Source organism: Novosphingobium sp. HNCC26BN242, assembly GCF_057180525.1.
Map to the genome: position 1 here is coordinate 158,725 of NZ_JBXUGM010000004.1, position 17,424 is coordinate 176,148.

The 17,424-nt window shown below is 62.0% G+C and carries 18 protein-coding genes and 1 other RNA gene; 13 read left to right on the forward strand and 6 right to left on the reverse strand.

Translation table 11 applies throughout. The features are described from left to right. Window positions 1-15: 15 nt before the first annotated feature. Together glmS and AC2A1F_RS16030 are read right to left on the reverse strand one after the other, a co-directional pair. Complete coding sequence (glmS, locus tag AC2A1F_RS16025) at window positions 16-1,839, reverse strand: glutamine--fructose-6-phosphate transaminase (isomerizing) (RefSeq protein ID WP_484209783.1); 1,824 nt, start codon at window positions 1,837-1,839, stop codon at window positions 16-18. A gap of 382 nt (window positions 1,840-2,221) precedes the next feature. After that, window positions 2,222-3,442, reverse strand: a complete 1,221-nt coding sequence (locus tag AC2A1F_RS16030) for a hypothetical protein (protein WP_484209784.1) — start codon at window positions 3,440-3,442, stop codon at window positions 2,222-2,224. A gap of 245 nt (window positions 3,443-3,687) precedes the next feature. Here AC2A1F_RS16030 and AC2A1F_RS16035 point away from each other — a divergent pair, with 245 nt between their 5' ends. Both AC2A1F_RS16035 and AC2A1F_RS16040 read left to right on the forward strand, forming a co-directional pair. Further along, entirely contained in the window at window positions 3,688-3,942 is a 255-nt protein-coding gene (locus AC2A1F_RS16035) for an antitoxin (protein ID WP_484209785.1), read from the forward strand. Window positions 3,943-3,956: 14 nt separating this feature from the next. Then, on the forward strand, window positions 3,957-4,256 hold the full coding sequence (locus AC2A1F_RS16040) for a type II toxin-antitoxin system RelE/ParE family toxin (protein ID WP_484209786.1): 300 nt from the start codon (window positions 3,957-3,959) through the stop codon (window positions 4,254-4,256). Between the two features lie 43 nt (window positions 4,257-4,299). On the opposite strand, the gene AC2A1F_RS16045 is transcribed toward AC2A1F_RS16040, so the two are convergent. Beyond that, window positions 4,300-5,190 carry a hypothetical protein gene (locus AC2A1F_RS16045; protein WP_484209787.1) on the reverse strand — a complete coding sequence of 297 codons (891 nt, stop codon included), beginning with the start codon at window positions 5,188-5,190 and terminating at the stop codon, window positions 4,300-4,302. 54 nt (window positions 5,191-5,244) lie between these two features. After that, window positions 5,245-6,618: a bifunctional UDP-N-acetylglucosamine diphosphorylase/glucosamine-1-phosphate N-acetyltransferase GlmU gene (gene glmU / locus AC2A1F_RS16050; protein WP_484209788.1), complete on the reverse strand. Its 1,374-nt coding sequence runs from the start codon at window positions 6,616-6,618 to the stop codon at window positions 5,245-5,247. Window positions 6,619-6,679: 61 nt separating this feature from the next. Between glmU and AC2A1F_RS16055 the strand changes: the two genes are divergently transcribed. From AC2A1F_RS16055 to AC2A1F_RS16085, 7 genes are all read left to right on the forward strand, one after another. Continuing rightward, a complete protein-coding gene (locus AC2A1F_RS16055; RefSeq protein ID WP_484209789.1) occupies window positions 6,680-7,369 on the forward strand; it encodes an HAD-IA family hydrolase in 690 nt (229 codons plus the stop codon). Between the two features lie 13 nt (window positions 7,370-7,382). Next, complete coding sequence (gene pdxA / locus AC2A1F_RS16060; protein WP_484209983.1) at window positions 7,383-8,381, forward strand: 4-hydroxythreonine-4-phosphate dehydrogenase PdxA; 999 nt, start codon at window positions 7,383-7,385, stop codon at window positions 8,379-8,381. Window positions 8,382-8,487: 106 nt separating this feature from the next. Continuing rightward, on the forward strand, window positions 8,488-9,309 hold the full coding sequence (gene rsmA, locus AC2A1F_RS16065) for a 16S rRNA (adenine(1518)-N(6)/adenine(1519)-N(6))-dimethyltransferase RsmA (RefSeq protein WP_484209790.1): 822 nt from the start codon (window positions 8,488-8,490) through the stop codon (window positions 9,307-9,309). A 97-nt stretch (window positions 9,310-9,406) separates the two neighbouring features. Next, the gene (locus AC2A1F_RS16070) at window positions 9,407-10,612 is read left to right on the forward strand and encodes a hydrolase (RefSeq protein ID WP_484209984.1); all 1,206 of its coding nucleotides are present in this window, start codon (window positions 9,407-9,409) and stop codon (window positions 10,610-10,612) included. Beyond that, window positions 10,612-11,649 (forward strand): arginine N-succinyltransferase, encoded by a 1,038-nt coding sequence (locus AC2A1F_RS16075; protein WP_484209791.1) that lies wholly within the window; start codon window positions 10,612-10,614, stop codon window positions 11,647-11,649. The genes AC2A1F_RS16070 and AC2A1F_RS16075 overlap by 1 nt, the downstream gene beginning before the upstream one ends. 101 nt (window positions 11,650-11,750) lie before the next feature. After that, on the forward strand, window positions 11,751-13,016 hold the full coding sequence (locus AC2A1F_RS16080; protein WP_484209792.1) for an N-succinylarginine dihydrolase: 1,266 nt from the start codon (window positions 11,751-11,753) through the stop codon (window positions 13,014-13,016). Between the two features lie 161 nt (window positions 13,017-13,177). Next, a complete protein-coding gene (locus tag AC2A1F_RS16085; protein WP_484209793.1) occupies window positions 13,178-13,417 on the forward strand; it encodes a hypothetical protein in 240 nt (79 codons plus the stop codon). 168 nt (window positions 13,418-13,585) lie between these two features. On the opposite strand, the gene ssrA is transcribed toward AC2A1F_RS16085, so the two are convergent. Together ssrA and mscL are read right to left on the reverse strand one after the other, a co-directional pair. Beyond that, window positions 13,586-13,966, reverse strand: a transfer-messenger RNA (tmRNA) gene (gene ssrA / locus AC2A1F_RS16090). 41 nt (window positions 13,967-14,007) lie between these two features. Beyond that, window positions 14,008-14,433: a large conductance mechanosensitive channel protein MscL gene (gene mscL, locus AC2A1F_RS16095; protein WP_484209794.1), complete on the reverse strand. Its 426-nt coding sequence runs from the start codon at window positions 14,431-14,433 to the stop codon at window positions 14,008-14,010. A gap of 181 nt (window positions 14,434-14,614) precedes the next feature. Between mscL and AC2A1F_RS16100 the strand changes: the two genes are divergently transcribed. The 4 genes from AC2A1F_RS16100 to AC2A1F_RS16115 are packed head-to-tail and all read left to right on the forward strand — an operon-like array spanning window position 14,615 to window position 17,343. Continuing rightward, window positions 14,615-15,271, forward strand: a complete 657-nt coding sequence (locus AC2A1F_RS16100) for a LemA family protein (RefSeq protein ID WP_484209795.1) — start codon at window positions 14,615-14,617, stop codon at window positions 15,269-15,271. A 1-nt stretch (window position 15,272) separates the two neighbouring features. Next, the gene (locus tag AC2A1F_RS16105; RefSeq protein WP_484209796.1) at window positions 15,273-16,112 is read left to right on the forward strand and encodes a TPM domain-containing protein; all 840 of its coding nucleotides are present in this window, start codon (window positions 15,273-15,275) and stop codon (window positions 16,110-16,112) included. An 11-nt stretch (window positions 16,113-16,123) separates the two neighbouring features. After that, on the forward strand, window positions 16,124-16,804 hold the full coding sequence (locus AC2A1F_RS16110) for a TPM domain-containing protein (RefSeq protein ID WP_484209797.1): 681 nt from the start codon (window positions 16,124-16,126) through the stop codon (window positions 16,802-16,804). Next, window positions 16,801-17,343, forward strand: coding sequence for an NUDIX hydrolase (locus AC2A1F_RS16115; RefSeq protein WP_484209798.1), 543 nt, complete (start codon window positions 16,801-16,803; stop codon window positions 17,341-17,343). The genes AC2A1F_RS16110 and AC2A1F_RS16115 overlap by 4 nt, the downstream gene beginning before the upstream one ends. Window positions 17,344-17,424 lie beyond the last annotated feature (81 nt).

Here is a 17,424-nt window from a genome sequence, read left to right on the forward strand (position 1 = left end):
GCAGGGGTAACCGGTTCATTCCACCGTAACGGACTTGGCCAGATTGCGCGGCTGGTCCACATCGGTGCCCTTGGCCACGGCTACGTGATAGGCCAGCAACTGCACCGGCACCGCATAGACCAGCGGCGCGATCAGCGGGTGGACTTTGGGCATTTCGATGGTGGCAAGGCACCCCTCGCCCGCTTCGGCAATGCCCTCAGCATCCGAGATCAGCACCACCTTGCCGCCACGCGCGCGCACTTCCTGCATGTTGCTGACGGTCTTTTCGAACAGCGGGCCGGATGGCGCGAGGACGATGACCGGGACAAGTTCGTCGATCAGCGCAATCGGCCCGTGCTTCATCTCGCCACTGGCATAGCCTTCGGCATGGATGTAGCTGATTTCCTTAAGCTTCAGTGCGCCTTCCAGCGCCAGCGGATAATCCGCACCGCGCCCGAGATAAAGCACATCGCGTGCAGGCGCGATCAGGTGCGCCATGCCTGCGATCTCGTCATCGTGGCTGAGCGCGGCGTTGAGCGCAGCGGGCACTTCGACCAGATGCTCGACAATCGCGGCCTCTTCGGCGCGGTTCATGCGCCCGCGCTTGACCGCAAGGTGAGCCGCGAGCGCCGCCAGTACGGCAAGCTGGCAGGTAAAGGCTTTGGTGGAAGCGACACCGATTTCCGGCCCGGCGTGGGTGGGCAGCAGCAGGTCCGCCTCGCGCGCCATCGTGCTGGTAGGCACGTTGACGACCACCGCGATGGTCTGCCCCGCCGCCTTGCAATGGCGCAGCGCGGCCAGCGTGTCCGCCGTCTCGCCGCTCTGCGAAATGAACAGCGACAGACCGCCCTCTTCCAACACGGGATCGCGGTAGCGGAATTCGGACGCCACATCGATGTCCACCGGCAGCCGCGCGAACTGCTCGAACCAGTATTTGGCGACCATCGCGGCGTAGAAGCTGGTGCCGCAGGCGACGATGGTGACGCGGTTGATGGAGGCAAGATCAAAATCGATCTGCGGCAGGGCCACGGTCTGCTCCACCCGGCGCAAATAGCTGCGCAAGGTTTGCGCGACGACGACCGGCTGTTCGAAGATTTCCTTCTGCATGAAGTGGCGGTAATTGCCCTTTTCGATGGCAGCGGCGGTTGCGCCCGATGCGACGACTGGGCGCGTCACCGCGGTGTTGTCCGCATCGAAGATCTGCGCACCATCGCGGGTGATGACCACCCAGTCACCCTCTTCAAGATAAGTGATGCGCTGCGTCAGCGGGGCGAGCGCCAGCGCGTCAGACCCGAGGTAGGTTTCCCCTTCCCCGTAACCCACCACCAGCGGCGAGCCGAGGCGCGCGCCGATCAGCATGTTGTCATGCTGCCGAAACGCGATGGCCAGCGCGAAGGCCCCGCGCAATTGCGGCAGTACGGCCTTGACCGCATCCTGCGGCGACTGCCCCGTCTCGACCAGTTCGGACACGAGGTGGGCGACGACTTCGGTATCGGTCTCGCTTTCAAACGTGCGCCCGCGCGCGATCAGGCCTTCGCGCAGCGGCTTGAAATTCTCGATGATACCGTTGTGGACCAGCGCGACTTCGCCCGTGGCGTGGGGGTGGGCGTTACTGGTGGTGGGCGCGCCGTGGGTGGCCCAGCGGGTGTGGGCGATGCCGATCAGGCCGGAAGCGGGATTGCGTTCAAGTTCAAGCACGAGGTTCTGCAGCTTGCCCTCGGCGCGGCGGCGGACGAGCGCCCCGCCATCAACCATGCAGACGCCCGCGCTGTCATAGCCGCGATATTCCATGCGGCGCAGGCCATCGACCAGCCGGTCTGCCACTTGTTCCTTGCCGACAATTCCGATGATTCCGCACATGGTTCTGGCTTGATCCTGAAATGTTTGTGTTCGTGCTGTCGCATGAAAACCTTGGGATTGTCTTTCCAATTGCGAGCGCGCGGGGTTTTGTCCAGCGGTGAATGAACCGGGGTTGAAGGGGTGTTTCCGTTCAGGTTCGCGGCGGTTTTCCTGACAAGGTTTACACTGTTTACACAGTCCATGGAGAAAAACGCGAGGGGCATTTCACTGGCTGGGCAACCGCCCGGGGACATGCGCCGCACGGTGCTGCGCACGCGGTTGCAGCGAGTGTTCAGGGCATGGCGACGAGGGGTGTGGCATGGCCGGACTCTGCCATGATCTCTGCGCTGTAGGAAAATGGTATGTTCTGGCCCTTGCGCGATCGGCCAATTGCAAGTCGTCTTCAAAACCGGGTGCGCAGGGCAACTTTCGTCTGAACGTCAACCTGATCGGCGCGGGTGCCCAGCCGCACGCGAGCGGGCCGGTCGCTCCAGACGCCGACGACTTCGGTCACCAGCTCAGTCGTGCCGGACAGGGGACGGGTCCATGCCCCGGTCAGCGCGGCGCCCTTTTCCTGATTGTCTTCCATATCGAGGAAGGAATGATCATCGATGGCGAAAGCTTCGATCCGCCCGGTCAGCGCGCCTTTGCGCAAGGGCTTTGATACCAGCAGATAGGCCGAGCCGAACGACACGTCGGTCACCGCCTGTCGGTCTGCATTAAGTCCCATGCGCGATGTGCCGAACAGGACTTGCGTCAGAACGGTGGTGTTTCCGGGCGTGCGCAGGCTGGCTCCTACGGTTGCAAAGCGGGTTTCCCAAGCATATTGGCCATTGCGCAGCGCCACGAGATCGCCCTGATTGGAATAGACCATCGTGCTCAGGCTCAAGGCATCGGAAAGGGCTACCTCTGCCTTGGCATAAGCGCCAATGCGGCCATCGAGTTCGATCACGGGCCGCGTGCGGGGGGCCTGTTCGAAGAAGGCCGGAGTGACCGGGGGCAGCGGCAGAGTCTGACCGGCGGTGGCGCGCAGATCATGCAAGGCCCATCCGCGAAAAGTGAGCAGGGTGCCCGCCGTATCGTTGGCCGCGAAGGCCGCGAAGGTCAGGCTGGTGGGCTTGCCGGCAAGGGCGGTGTGAACGGTGGCCTCTGCGCCCAGCACTTTGACCTCTTCGGCAATCCAGCTGCCGATGGCCGAAGGCGTCAGCGTGTGGTGCGTGGTCCATTCCGCGCCATCATGTTCGAGCGAAGCCGGCGGGAAGAACAGCCCGGCCCGCGCGGTAAGGCCAACCGCCGCTTCGGGATCACGGCGCAGGCGCAGATAGGCTTCATCAAGCCCCACCACTCCGCGCACCGATGATTGCAGCGCCAGCGCGATGTGCGATGACAGGCGCGGCGTCAGATCGGGCCGCCAGGCAACAACCGCATCGGCATCGGCCTGCACCCCGCGATGCTCCACCTTTCCAAGGCCGCCGCCGGTCCACGCTGGCGCATCCGTAGCCACCACCGCCCCGGCCACGATCACGCCCGAAAGCGTCGAACGATCAAACACACCCTGCGCATGTGCCGCGTGCCACGGCGACAGGCCGATGATGCAAAGCAGGCTGACAAAGACGCGCGACATGGCGGGGGTAGTAGAGGATTGTGGTTAATTCGGCGTTTAGGGGGCGTTTGGGGCGTTTTTGGATGATGTGTTCGAAAAGGCAGCCATGCCCCGGATCACCTCCGGGGCGACGGGGTTTTGTGGGTGCTGGTGTGCATTGAAAGTGAGGCTCGGGATTTAGTTGAGTGTCACCGTAATCCCGAGCGGTTCGTCTTTCGCTGCACCCACGTTTCTGATAATGTGGTAACCCACATCGGAGCAGCATGATGAGCCGCCTTACCATCGACATCAGCGACCAGCAGCACCAACGTTTGAAAGCCATCGCGGCGCTGCAGGGCAAGACGATCCGTCAATATGCGTTGGAGCGGCTTTTTCCTGCTTCAACCGACGACGAACAAGCGTGGCAGGAACTCAAGGGCCTACTGGAAGAGCGGATTGGTCACGGGCTGGGTGGCGCAGTTTCTGGCAAGAGCGTTAGCGCAATCCTTGAGGATGAGTTGAGAGCGGATAACGCAGTTTGAGCGGTGGCTATGTATTGACCGCAGCAGCGGAAGCTGACTTGCGGGGTGTGATCCGATACACCCGAAACCGATGGGGCGATGCCCAGACGCGCAAGTACGTAAAGGCGCTGGAACACGGTATGGCACGCCTTGCTGCGGGCGAAGAGCATTACCGGAGACTCGATGAAATCCACCCACGCCTGCGTGTCGGTCGTTGTGAGCATCACTACGTTTTCTGCCTGCCGCAGGACGAAGCCCCGGCGATGATCGTAGCCATTCTGCACGAGCAGATGAATCTGATGGTGAGAGTTGGGGAGCGGCTTCGGGCTGATTGAGGGTGTAGTGAGTTCGTGAATTATCCACCGATCCGGCTAACTTTTAGGGCATATCAAAAATTAGTTGATTTCCACAATCGGGATCAAACGATTCATTATCGGATAGATGATCTGCACACCAGGCACCGAAAAAATCATCAACGTGGCCCTCAGTTATCGTATGTTGAACACTAGTTGGCCTCGGCCACTTTCTGGCCAAATAACTTAGTCTGTAGGCATCATTCCAATCAACATGCATCTGCCCAACAAGCTCGACTTGGGAAAGATTCTCAGCGTAATTAGGTAAAAAAACAAAACTATCATTCTTGGCGTTGGAGATAATTGACTTTTCCAACATCTCCGAATTTATTTGCATAATTTCCGCGAGTTGCGTAGCCAATAGAAGAATTTCAGGAAATTTTTGAAATTTTTCATCACCACTAGACGGATGCCAATAAGATAATAGCTCACGCTCATGCCTAAGACGTTCAACGGCTTTTTTCGAATTGGATGCCCAATCATCATCTAGGTATCGCAATTGATCAAATGCCAATTTCACAACCTTACTGTGCGACATAGTTATAAGGGATCCATTCGACCAGTCGACATTTGGAAGGGTGAAAACAACTCCTCTTAAAAGGGAAAAAATTGAATAGTACGAAAGATATGGCCCAACAATTCTTAAGTTCCTTTCGTTTCCAAACTCAAGCGCATTTAATTGCAAAGTCGCCATCATTACCATCTTCGCCGAAAGGTAAATGCGACAAATCCATTCCGAGTTTACATATTTTGACCAGCTTTTTGCCATTTTCGAATATTTTTTCTGCTGAGACTGGGTATATTTCGTAAGAGAATTTTCTCGGAATTTTTGAATTTCACGGTATTTATATGACCATTCCCGCCCTCCGACGCGGAAACTTCCTGCTAGTGCCTTAGCGGTTGCAACACTGTTCATCTTTTTGTTCCTTAGGAAATTTAGCAGTGCTTAAACCTTGATCTTCATGCTACTTCACCCCTTCTTCTTCTTCATCGCATCATGAAACCGATCCGCCCAGCCCGGCTTCACCAGCTGCTCCGCGCGCACCATGCGCAACTCTCCATCGGCCACATCGCGTGACACCGCGCTGCCTGCCGCCACAATCGCGTCCGCGCCGATCTTTACCGGCGCGATCAGGGCTGAATTCGAGCCGATGAAGGCGCGTTCGCCTATGACGGTTTTGTGTTTGAAATAGCCGTCGTAGTTGCAGGTGATGGTGCCTGCGCCGATGTTGGCGCCTGCGCCCACATCGGCATCGCCGAGGTAGGTCAGGTGGTTGGCCTTGGCGCCTTTGTGCAGGACGGCGTTCTTGATTTCGACGAAATTGCCGACCTTGGCCTTTTCGCGCAAGTCCGCGCCGGGGCGCAGGCGGGCGTAGGGGCCGATCTGGACGCCTTGCGCCAAGGTTGCGCCTTCGAGGTGGCTGAAGGCGTGGATCGTGACGTGATCGGCCACGGTCACGCCGGGGCCGAAGAACACGTTGGGTTCGATCAGCACATCGCGGCCGATCTTTGTGTCCCACGCAAACCACACGGTTTTGGGCGCGATCAGGGTTGCGCCATCGGCCATGGCCTGGGCGCGGCGACGCTGTTGCCAGCGGGCTTCGGCTTTGGCCAGTTCGGCGCGGGAGTTGATCCCGGCGACTTCGTCTTCATCCGTCGTAACGACGACCGCGCAAGTGCGGCCATCGGCCAGCGCGATGTTGACCACGTCGGGCAGGTAGTATTCGCCCTGCGCGTTGTCGTTGCCCACGCGGGCGAGGAGGCCGAACAGGTCGGCGCTGCGCAGGGCCATCAGGCCCGAATTGCAGGTGCGGCACTGGCGCTCTTCCTCGGTCGCGTCCTTGTGCTCGACCATTTTCACGATGCGGCTGCCTTCGGTGATGATGCGGCCATATTGCAGCGGGTCTGCGGGCGTGAAGCCGAGCACGACGGCGGCGGGGGCGTCTGCTTCGTGCAGGCGGGCGATCATGGCCTGCATCGTTTCGGTGCGAACGAAGGGCACATCGCCATAGAGGATCAGCACATCGCCATCGAAGCCTGCCAGCGCGCCTTCGGCCTGCTGCACGGCGTGGGCGGTGCCAAGCTGCGGGTCCTGCACGGCGATGGTGGCGCTGCTGCCCAGCGCCTTTTCCAGCTGATCGCGCCCGTGGCCTGCGACGACGACTTGCCGCTCTGGCGCAAGCTGCGCGGCGCTGGCCAGCAGGTGCATCAGCATGGGGCGGCCTGCGATGGGGTGGAGAACCTTGTGCAGGTCGCTCTTCATGCGGGTGCCTTTTCCGGCGGCGAGGACGATGATGGCGAGCGGCGACATGGGGGGCGAAGCGGCGGGCGTTTGAACAGTCATACGCGCATCCTTGCCAGACAATTCTTGCGCTTTCCAGAACGGGACGGCACTTGCCCACGCTATGGCCGATTTTCCTTATGCAATCGTCGGATTCGATCTCGACGGCACGCTGCTCGATACCTCGCGCGATCTGGGTGTGGCGCTGAACCATGCCTTGGGGCTGGCTGGACGGCCGCCGGTGCCGGTGGAGGACGTTTCGCGCCACATCGGCGGCGGGGCCGCGCAGATGCTGCGTTCGGCGCTGACGGAATCGGGCGGGGTGGACGAGGCCGCGTTTGACGGGCTGCAGGCGGCGCTGGTGGCGTTCTATGCCGACAACATCGCGCACTACACCGCGTTCTTTCCGGGCGGAGAGGCCATGCTCGATGCGCTGGATGCGCGCGGGGTGAAGGTCGCGATTGCCACGAACAAGAAGGAAGCGCTGGCGGTGCGGCTGTTTGAGGAGCTGGGTATCCTCCACCGCTTTGCCTGCGTGATCGGCGGCGATACGCTGGGGCCGGGCCGTGCCAAGCCGAAGCCTGACATGCTGCACGAGATGGTGGCGCGCTGCGGCGGCGGGGCGGCGGCGTTTGTGGGGGATACGACGTTTGATGTGGGCGCGGCCAAGGCGGCGGGGCTGCCGGTGGTGGCGGTGCGGTTCGGCTTCAACGATCTGCCCGCGCACGAACTGGGCGCCGATGCGGTGATCGACCATTTTGACGAACTGGTGCCCGCTCTGGAAGCCCTCGCCAGCATGGGGCGGACGGGCTAAGGCCGTGGGCGTGCTGCCTCCCCTTGCCCTGACCATTGGCGATCCTGCCGGGATTGGCCCCGAGCTTGCTGCGGCTTCGTGGGCTTTGCGCGATGCCGAAGGGCTGCCGCCGTTCTTCGTGGTCGGCTCTGCCCGGCTGGTGGAGCGGGCAGCGCGGGCGCGGGGGCTGACTGGGCCAGTGTGCGCGGTGACCACGCCTGATCAGGTAGCCGGATGCTTTGCCGATGCGCTGCCGGTGCTGGATCTGGGCGATCTGGACTATCGCCCCGGCGCGCCCGATGATGAGGGGGCAACGCTGGCGCTGCGCACGCTGGAGGTGGCGACCGGGCTGGTCCGTTCGGGCGCGGCGGCGGGGCTGGTGACCGGGCCAATTGCCAAGAGCCGCTTGGCGCGTGTGGGCTTTACCCATCCGGGGCAGACCGAGTTTGTCGCGCAGGCTTGTGGCATTACGCCCGAAAACGCCGTGATGATGCTGGCCGGGCCAAGCCTGAAGGTGGTGCCGATTACCGTCCACATGGCGCTGCGCGATGTGCCGCAGGTTCTGACCATCGAACTGATCCGTTCCCGCGCGGCGATTGCCGCGGCGGGGCTGGTGCGCGACTATGGCATCGCGCGCCCGCGTCTGGCAGTGGCGGGCCTTAACCCCCATGCGGGCGAGGACGGGCGGATGGGGCGCGAGGATATCGAAGTGGTGGCCCCGGCTGTGGCGATGCTGCGTGAGGCCGGGATCGATGCCTTCGGCCCGTTGCCGCCCGACACGATGTTTCATGCGCAGGCGCGCGAAACCTATGACGTGGCGATCTGCATGTATCACGATCAGGCGTTGATCCCGATGAAAGCGCTCGATTTCGATGAAGGGGTGAACGTGACGCTGGGCCTGCCGATCGTGCGCACCTCGCCCGATCATGGCACGGCGTTTGGCATTGCCGGGACGGGCGCGGCGCGGGTGGGGCCAACGATTGCGGCCCTGCGGATGGCGGGCGAGTGTGCTGCGCGCAGGGCTTTGCCGTGAGGTTGCTTGGGTATTCCATCCTTCGACAGGCTCAGGATGAGCGGATTTTCTTGAACAATCTTCTCCCCACCGCTCATCCTGAGCCTGTCGAAGGATGCCAGCAACAATGACCGACCTTCCGCCATTACGCGATGTCATCAACCGCCACGGCCTGTTTGCCACCAAGGCGCTGGGGCAGAACTTCCTGTTTGACGAGCAGTTGCTGGATCGCATCGCACGGGTGCCCGGCAAGCTGGCGGGCGAGAATGTGCTGGAAGTTGGCCCCGGCCCGGGCGGATTGACCCGGGCTTTGCTGCGCGCGGGCGCTAAGGTCACCGCCATCGAAATGGACAAGCGGTGCCTGCCTGCCTTGGCTGAGCTTTCGGATGCCTTTCCAGGGCAGCTTACCGTGATTGCGGGCGATGCGACGAAGATCGATGCGGCATCGCTGTTTGACGGGCCGTGGCATGTGGCGGCGAACCTGCCCTACAATGTGGGGACGGGGCTGTTTACCGGATGGCTTTCCGGTCAGGACTGGCCGCCGCAGTGGAAATCTTTGACGCTGATGTTCCAGTTGGAAGTGGCTGAGCGGATCGTGGCGCAGGCCGGGTCTGATGCTTACGGGCGGCTGGCGGTGCTGGCACAGTGGCGCAGCGCCCCGCGCATTGCGATGAAGGTGCATCGCAGCGCTTTCACCCCGCCGCCAAAGGTTATGTCGGCTATCGTGCATGTGGAGCCGGGCGTGATGCCCGAGGGCGTTTCAGCGCGGATGCTGGAGCGGGTGACCGAGGCTGCGTTTGGCCAGCGGCGCAAGATGCTGCGGCAATCATTGAAGGGCCTGCCGGGCGCGATTGATGCGTTGGAGGTGCTGGGCATCGATGTGCAACGCCGGGCTGAGACTTTGAGCGTGGAGGAGTTTGTGTCCATCGCGCGAGTGCTGACAAAGTAGCGTATTCAAGGCCAAGCCCGCCGCTGCGGGCTTGCGCAAAGATACGAGCGACTTGAGGGGTTCACCCCGCGCGCCCGAACCGCTAGGCTGGTTGCAGATGCAACAGCTTTCCTCCACCGAACACGCGCTGCTCGCGCTGATTGATGCCGCCGCGATGCTTGCGCAGGTGGAACAATGGTGCGCGGTCAACACGGGCACCGGCAATCTGCCCGGCCTTGCACAGCAGTGGGACTTGCTGGCGCAGGCCTTTGCCGTGCTACCGGGCGATATCCGCAAGGTCGATCCCGCCCCGGTCAGCGCCATTGCGGCTGACGGGACCGAGAAAGAGACAGCCAACGGCGCGCATCTGGTGCTGGCGGTGCGCCCGCAGGCCCCACGCCGCTATCTGCTGACGGGGCACATGGACACTGTTTTTGCGCCCGCTCACCCATTCCAGACGCTGCGCTGGCTGGATGGCGAGACGCTGAACGGCCCCGGCGTGGCCGACATGAAGGGGGGCATTGCGGTGATGCTGGCGGCGTTGCAGGCGTTCGAAGCCAGCCCGGTGGCCGGTTCGGTGGGCTATGACGTGCTGATCAACGCCGACGAGGAAACGGGAAGCTTGTCCTCCGCGCCGCTGATTGCCGAACTGGCCAAGGGCAAGGCGGCGGCGCTGACTTATGAACCCTCTGCCCTGCCCGATGGCACCTTGGCGGGCGAACGCCCCGGCAGCGGCAACTATAGCGCGATCATCAAAGGACGCTCTGCCCATGCCGGACGCAATCCGCAGGAGGGGCGCAATGCCATTCTGGCCGCGGCTGATCTGGCATTGCGGTTGAAGGCGCTGGAGGAGCCGGGGCTATCGGTGAACCCGGCGCGGATCGATGGCGGCAGTGCGAACAATGTCGTGCCCGATCACGCGGTGCTGCGCTTCAATGTGCGTCCCCGCATGGCCGAACAGGCTGGCCGGTTCGAAGCCGCGCTGCGCGAGGCGGTGCGCGTGATCGAGAAGCTGCACGATGTGGTGATCCACCTGCACGGCGGCGTTTCGCGCCCGCCCAAGCCGCTGACGCCCGAGGCCACCGCGTTGTTCGGGCTGGTGCGCAAATGTGGTGAGGCGCTGGGGCAATTGATCCGCTGGCAGGATTCAGGCGGGGTGTGCGACGGCAACAACATTGCCGCCTGCGGGGTGCCTGTGGTTGATACGATGGGCGTGCGCGGTGGTTCCATCCATTCGGATCAGGAGTTCCTGATCGTGCCATCGCTGGCCGAGCGCGCCGCGCTATCAGCGCTAGTGCTGCACCGCCTTTCCGGGGGAAATTGATGACGTTCCGTATCCGCGCCGCGCGCGCGAGTGATCTGCAGCCGTTGTATGAAATGGCCAAGCTGACCGGCGGGGGATTTACCAATCTGCCCGCTGACCGCAAGGCACTGACCACCAAACTGGGCCGCGCGGCGGAGGCCTATGCCAACACCGATCCGGGCGATCCGCGCAATCCGCACGACGAACTGTTCGTCTTCGTGCTGGAAAATGCGGCCACCGGCGAAGTGCGCGGGACATCGCAGATCTTCACCAACGTGGGCCGCAAATGGCCGTTCTATTCCTATCGCATGGCCACGCTGACGCAGCATTCGAAGGAGCTGAACCGCACGTTCCGCGCCGAGATGCTGAACCTCGTCACCGATCTGGAAGGATCAAGCGAAGTGGGCGGGTTGTTCCTGCACCCAAACGAACGCGCTGGCGGCCTTGGCATGCTGCTGGCGCGCAGCCGCTATCTGTTCATCGCCATGCACCGCCAGCGCTTTGGCGAGAAGATCCTGGCCGAACTGCGCGGCGTGATCGACGAGCGCGGTGGATCGCCGTTCTGGGATGGCGTCGCGGGGCGCTTTTTCGGCATGAGCTTTCAGGAAGCGGACTATTTCAACGCGATTAACGGCAACCAGTTCATCGCCGATCTGATGCCCAAGCATCCCGTTTACATCGCCATGCTGCCCGAAACCGCGCGCTCTGCCATTGGTCTGCCCCACCCATCGGGCCGCGCGGCGATGCGGATGCTGGAGGAGGAGGGCTTTGCCTATGAAGGCTATGTCGACATCTTCGACGGTGGGCCGACCATGACAGCCCGGACCGACCGGGTCAGGTCAATCTGTGAAGCGAAGGAACTGCCAGTGGCGCATGTGCGGGCACCCGAAGGCGAAGGTGGCATGGTGAAGGCGCTGGTGGCGACAGGGAAACTTGCGGACTATCGCTGCGCCTTTGCCGAGGTTTGCGTGACGGATGATGGATTGACGCTTGATCCGGTGGCGGCGGCTGCGCTGGGTGTGAGCGTGGGTGATAACGTCTTCTTTGTGAACCGCTAACCGTCCCTCCTCGTTCATGTCGAGCGAAGTCGAGACACACGCCCACTCATGTGTCTCAACTTCGCTCGATACGAACGGATCAAACTGGAAACCGGTGCAAGATGCCTCTCGTTGAAATCAATTTCGATGGCCTTGTTGGCCCCAGCCATAACTATGCGGGGCTGAGCCTTGGCAATCTGGCTTCGTCCAACCATGCCGGCGAAGTATCCTACCCGCGTGCGGCGGCGCTGCAGGGGTTGGCCAAGATGCGGCACAATCTGGGGCTGGGCCTGACGCAGGGTCTGTTTGCGCCGCTGCCACGGCCCAACCCTGTGCTTTTGAGCGCGCTAGGGCTTAGCAGCATTGATGAGACCGACCCTGCGCAGCGACGGTTGCGCGCGGCGGCATGGTCTGCCTCGGCGATGTGGACGGCCAATGCGGCCACGGTGAGCCCCGCGCCGGATACGGCCGACGGGCGCTGCCATCTGAGCGCGGCGAACCTTGTCACGATGCCGCACCGGTCGCAGGAATGGCCCGATACCGTGCGCCAGTTGAGGCTGGCCTTTGCGGACCGCGCGCACTTTGCGGTGCACGATGCGGTGCCTGCCTGCTTTGGCGATGAGGGGGCGGCCAATCATATGCGCATGTGCGTGCGCCACGATGCGCCGGGGCTGGAGATCTTCGTCTATGGCAAGACCGGCGGTGCCTTCCCGGCGCGTCAGCATGAACAGGCCAGCCGGGCCGTGGCGCGGGTGCACGGGCTTAATCCGGCGCGGTGCCTGTTTGTGGAGCAATCGGCCGAGGCCATCGCGGCAGGCGCATTCCACAATGATGTGGTTGCCGTGGCCAATGAGCGGGTGCTGTTTACCCACGAACAGGCCTTTGCCGATCCTGCAGGGACGTATGCCGCGATCCGTGAACGGATGCCCGAGGCCGAAATCGTCGTCGTGCCCGCCAGCGCGGTCAGCCTTGGCGATGCGATCAGAAGTTACCTGTTCAACGCACAACTGCTCACCCTTCCGACGGGTGAGATGGGGCTCATGATCCCGACAGAGGCGTGGGAAATGCCCTCGGTGCGTGGCTGGCTGGAGGGCCACGTGGCCTCGAACGGGCCGATCCGGCGGGTGTTTCCGGTGGATGTGAAGCAATCGATGGCCAATGGCGGTGGGCCTGCCTGCCTGCGGCTGCGCGTTGTCGCCGATCCTGCCACTGTCGATCCGCGCTTTCTGCTGGATGAGGCCAAGATTGCACGGGTTGAGGCTGTGGTGGCAGCTATGTGGTCCGAACAAATCGATCCTGTTGATCTGGGGCGGGAATCACTGGCGCACAGCGTGAGAACGGCGCGCGCCGCGCTGCTGGAAACGCTGGAATTGCGGGAACTCGCCTGAAACCTTGCGCGTATCTCTGGCACATCCCTGACATAAGGGCCTTGTCCGCTTGTCGCTGCGCTTTACAGTGAAGCCTGCGTTAACCAAGCTGCCACCCCGCCCCATATGATCTGGCACGATCATTGCTGTGACAGTGGAAAGACAAAAGGACACCGCTCAGGATGCTTCGCAAGTTTGGTCGCCTCTTCGTTATCAAGACCCGGTTCGAAGCCTTTGCGGTGATCTATGCACTGTCGCTGGGCGCAGTGGAGCGCGGCAAGGCCTACCTTACCGAATATCCGGGATTTGGCGGGCAGCTGCTGTTTCTGGCAGCGACGGGCGCAGTGTTCATCGCCGGGGCCAAGATTCTGGACGCGGTGAGGATGGAGCGCGAGCGGGCGGAGGCCATCTCCGAGGCCTGAGCCTTGTGGAGCATGCTTCGACAAGCTCAGCATGAGCGGACTTTTTGGAAATGACTACTGATCTTCACCCCCCGCTCATCCTGAGCTTGTCGAAGGATCGAAGGATGACAGAACGTCAGCGAAAAAGGAAATAGGGCGATTCTGTTGCTAGGCTCGCCCCCAGCCCCCGGTTTCCGATTCTGTTACCCGGTTCGGTCCGAACCGTGCTTTCGCTTTATAACTTCAGGGCGTTAGCCCCTAGAATTATGCTGCGAGAGCAAGTGCTTCGTTGTCGTTGGCACTTGTGAGTTGTGAGCCTATAACAGGTTACTCAGCCTGGGCAAAAACAGCGCTTTTCAACACACGTCGATCCTAGTTCGGCCCCATCAACACCCTTGCGACAACAAGGCCAAATCTTACCCGGTTGCCCGGACAAAACCTGTAGTGATGGTGGAGCCGCCGGGTACCGCCCCCGGGTCCGCTGTGCCTATTGCACGCCGCAGTTTATCACCATAGCCGGTCGAAACCGGCAGGAGTGCATATAGGGTGTGTTGCGGAAATGAAAAGGGGCAGGATTGCGCCCGCCCCTTTCGGTACTGCTGACAGTGAGCTTACTTCTTCAAGGCATCGCGGATTTCTGCGAGCAGTTCAACTTCGGTCGGCCCGACAGGTGCGGCAGGGGCTTCAGCAGGTTTCGGCATCACCTTGTTCGCCTGCCGCACGATCAGGAAGATCACGAAGGCCAGGATCAGGAAATTGATGATGGCCGTGATAAACGACCCCCAACCCAGCATGGCGACGCCAGCCGTCTTGAGCGCGGCGTATGTCATCTCGCCCTTGTAGTCTGCGGGGATGTCTCCGAGCACCACAAACTTCTGGCTGAAATCAATGCCGCCGGTGATCAGGCTGATGAGCGGCATCAGCACATCGTCGGTCAGCGACGAGACGATCTTGCCGAAAGCCGCGCCAATGATTACACCGACCGCGAGATCGAGCACGCTGCCACGTGCGATGAATGCCTTGAATTCTGAGAGCATGTCGACCGGTTCCCCCTAAGAAACATTAACCATTTTGGCCAACCCGTTTGCCATCCACCCCCCGAAGCGACAAGACACAAACGGTTGCAATCCGGTTCCATACTTGAACGGGTGCGCAATACCTCTATCTGTTGTAGCATCCGGGCCGTGCATGCGGCCTTATCTAGGGGATGATTTTTCGATGGCCGCACACGTTTTGAACAAGATGGGTCGCTTCAGCCAGATCGCCTTTGCCAGCGTTGCCGTGGTCAGCCTTTCGGCCTGCGGGATCAATTCCGTGCCGACGGCCGAGGAAGAGGCCAAGGCGCGCTGGGCCGACGTGGAAAGCTCCTATCAGCGCCGCGCTGACCTGATCCCGAACCTTGTTGCCACGGCCAAGGGTGCAGCGGCATCGGAAACCACGATCCTGACGAACGTGACCAATGCGCGCGCCGCGGCCACATCGATCAACATCACGACTGACGATCTTTCGAACCCTGCCGAGTTCGAGAAATTCCAGAACGCGCAAAACCAGTTGACCCAGGCACTGGGCCAGCTGCGAACGGTGGTGGAAAACTATCCGCAGCTGCAAAGCCAAGCGCGCTTTGCCGATCTGATGGTGCAGCTGGAAGGCACCGAGAACCGCATCAACGTGAGCCGCACGCGCTATAACGAGGCGGTGCAGGCCTATAACACCACGATCCGCACCTTCCCCGATGCGATTGGCGCAAAGCTGATCCATGGGGCCAAGCCGATGGTGCCGTTCAAGGCTGCTGCCGGTGCGGAAGCCGCGCCGACGGTGAACTTTGACATGAACGCGCCTGCTGCGCCGAACGCTGCTCCGGCGACTGGCCAGTAATATGACCCGCCCCCAAGGGGCATTGACGCGGGCCATTTGGCAATTGTGTGCCGTGCTGTTTCTGCTGATGGCAGGAACAGCACAGGCCGCCATGCCTGCGCAGCCCACCGGCCCGGTGCTGGATCAAGCCAATATCATTCCCGACGATCAGGAAGCCGCGCTGACCCAACGCCTGTCTGCCTACAATGCGCAGACCGGACGAGCGATTGTGGTAGCCACCATCGCTTCGCTCGAAGATCAGGACGTTGATACTTATGCCAACGCACTGTTCCGTGCCTGGGGCGTGGGCGGAAAATCTACCGATCAAGGCCTGCTGTTCCTGATTGCCCCGAACGAGCGAAAGGTGCGCATCGAGGTCGGCTATGGCCTTGAGGAATATCTGCCAGACGTATTGGCGGGACGCATCCTCGCAAGCGCGGTCACGCCGCGTTTCAAGGAAGGGGATTATCCCGGCGGCATCACGGCCGGGGTTGAGCAGATCCTCACCCAGCTCAACCGCAATCCCGCTGATGCCAAGGCCGTGGCCGAAGCTGCCGCAGCCGCGAGCAAAGGCGAAGGTTCCGGCGGATCGGTGATCGCCGGTGCCATTTTCTGGGTGGTGCTGATCGTGGTGCTCATCGCCATGTTCGGCCGCCGCAACAAAGGGTACGTGCAGCGTCGCAGCGGCATTGATCCCGGCATCGTGCTCTGGGGCCTGAGCGAACTGGCACGCTCCGCATCGGACGGCAATCGCGGCTCTGGCTGGAGCGGTGGCGGCGGCTCCGACTGGGGCGGTGGCGGAGGCTTTGGCGGTTTCGGCGGAGGTGACTCCGGCGGCGGCGGCGCCTCGGGTGACTGGTAGGGGGACTGGTAATGGCACAGCCAAAGATGACCGCCGCCGACCACAAGCTGGTTTCCGACGCCGTGGCGGCGGCAGAGGCCCACAGTGCAGGTGAGATCGTTACCATCGTGACTTCGCGGTCTGACGCCTATCACGACATCGCGTTGATCTGGTCGGCGGTGGCCGCTTTGCTCGCGCTGACTGCGCTTGAGATTGCACCTGCGCTCTATCTCGGGCTGGTCGAGCGCATGCTAGGCCTGTGGGGCCATGAATGGACCCCACGTGGCGTGCTTGGCGTGGCCATCACGGTGGCTGCGCTCAAGTTTATCGCCATGTACCTGCTGATGCGGTTTACCCCTCTAGGCCTGTGGCTGACCCCGCGCTTCGTCCGCAATGCGCGCGTGCGGGCGCGGGCGCTGACCTGCTTTCGGGTGGGCGCAGAGAGCCGCACGTCGGGCCGCACCGGCGTGCTGATCTATGTCAGCCTTGACGAACACCATGCCGAGATCATCGCCGACGCAGCTATCGCGTCAAAGGTTGCGCCCGAAACATGGGGCCACGCAATGAAGGCGATGCTCGATCCCTTGCGCGCCGGACAGATCGCGCAAGGCATGGCTGCTGCGGTGGGCGAAGTGGGCACGGTTCTGGCCCAACATTTCCCCCGCAGTGCCGATGATACCAACGAACTGCCAGACAGGTTGATCGAAGTATGAGCCTTGAAGAAGAGTACCGCGACCATCCCGAACTTGTGCGTTGGGAAGGCCGCTACATCGTGGCCAAGACGCGCGGGCGGTGGGAATATGTCGGCCGCAATCGCAACATCAAGGCCGCCGTGATCCTTGCCATCGAGGATGGGCACGTGCTGCTGGTGGAGCAGTTCCGCGTGCCGCTGGGCCGTCCGTGCATCGAATTGCCCGCAGGACTGATCGGCGATGAGGCAGGTGCGGAGAACGAGGACGCTGCGGTGGCTGCAGCGCGCGAGTTGGAAGAGGAAACCGGCTATCGTGCAGGCCGGATCGAATCACTGGGCGAGTTCCACTCCTCCCCCGGCATGGTGACCGAGGCTTTCACCTTGTTCCGCGCGCTGGATCTGGAAAAAATATCCGAAGGTGGCGGCGTGGAAGGTGAAGGTATTACCGTGCACCGGGTTGCCCTTACGGAAATCGAGAGCTTCCTTTCGGCCAAGCGGGCTGAGGGGTATGCCATCGATACGCGGATGCTGTTGTTGCTCTCGCCGTCGATTCTGCGCTGATACTTCTGCCGCTTGCGCGTTGCCGCGCAAGTTGCTTGTCTGCTTTCCCAACACGCCAAACTGCATGCGCCCCCGCGTAGG

What these genes read in the sequence shown, in the direction of transcription:
- AC2A1F_RS16055 (WP_484209789.1), top strand. Translation starts at nt 6,680, where the DNA reads ATGGCCGATTTTCCTTATGCAATCGTCGGATTCGATCTCGACGGCACG.
- AC2A1F_RS16030 (WP_484209784.1), bottom strand. Translation starts at nt 3,442, where the DNA reads ATGTCGCGCGTCTTTGTCAGCCTGCTTTGCATCATCGGCCTGTCGCCG.
- rsmA (WP_484209790.1), top strand. Translation starts at nt 8,488, where the DNA reads ATGACCGACCTTCCGCCATTACGCGATGTCATCAACCGCCACGGCCTG.
- AC2A1F_RS16110 (WP_484209797.1), top strand. Translation starts at nt 16,124, where the DNA reads ATGGCACAGCCAAAGATGACCGCCGCCGACCACAAGCTGGTTTCCGAC.
- AC2A1F_RS16100 (WP_484209795.1), top strand. Translation starts at nt 14,615, where the DNA reads ATGGCCGCACACGTTTTGAACAAGATGGGTCGCTTCAGCCAGATCGCC.
- glmU (WP_484209788.1), bottom strand. Translation starts at nt 6,618, where the DNA reads ATGACTGTTCAAACGCCCGCCGCTTCGCCCCCCATGTCGCCGCTCGCC.
- AC2A1F_RS16085 (WP_484209793.1), top strand. Translation starts at nt 13,178, where the DNA reads ATGCTTCGCAAGTTTGGTCGCCTCTTCGTTATCAAGACCCGGTTCGAA.
- AC2A1F_RS16115 (WP_484209798.1), top strand. Translation starts at nt 16,801, where the DNA reads ATGAGCCTTGAAGAAGAGTACCGCGACCATCCCGAACTTGTGCGTTGG.
- AC2A1F_RS16070 (WP_484209984.1), top strand. Translation starts at nt 9,407, where the DNA reads ATGCAACAGCTTTCCTCCACCGAACACGCGCTGCTCGCGCTGATTGAT.
- AC2A1F_RS16105 (WP_484209796.1), top strand. Translation starts at nt 15,273, where the DNA reads ATGACCCGCCCCCAAGGGGCATTGACGCGGGCCATTTGGCAATTGTGT.
- AC2A1F_RS16035 (WP_484209785.1), top strand. Translation starts at nt 3,688, where the DNA reads ATGAGCCGCCTTACCATCGACATCAGCGACCAGCAGCACCAACGTTTG.
- mscL (WP_484209794.1), bottom strand. Translation starts at nt 14,433, where the DNA reads ATGCTCTCAGAATTCAAGGCATTCATCGCACGTGGCAGCGTGCTCGAT.
- AC2A1F_RS16045 (WP_484209787.1), bottom strand. Translation starts at nt 5,190, where the DNA reads ATGAACAGTGTTGCAACCGCTAAGGCACTAGCAGGAAGTTTCCGCGTC.
- AC2A1F_RS16075 (WP_484209791.1), top strand. Translation starts at nt 10,612, where the DNA reads ATGACGTTCCGTATCCGCGCCGCGCGCGCGAGTGATCTGCAGCCGTTG.
- AC2A1F_RS16080 (WP_484209792.1), top strand. Translation starts at nt 11,751, where the DNA reads ATGCCTCTCGTTGAAATCAATTTCGATGGCCTTGTTGGCCCCAGCCAT.
- glmS (WP_484209783.1), bottom strand. Translation starts at nt 1,839, where the DNA reads ATGTGCGGAATCATCGGAATTGTCGGCAAGGAACAAGTGGCAGACCGG.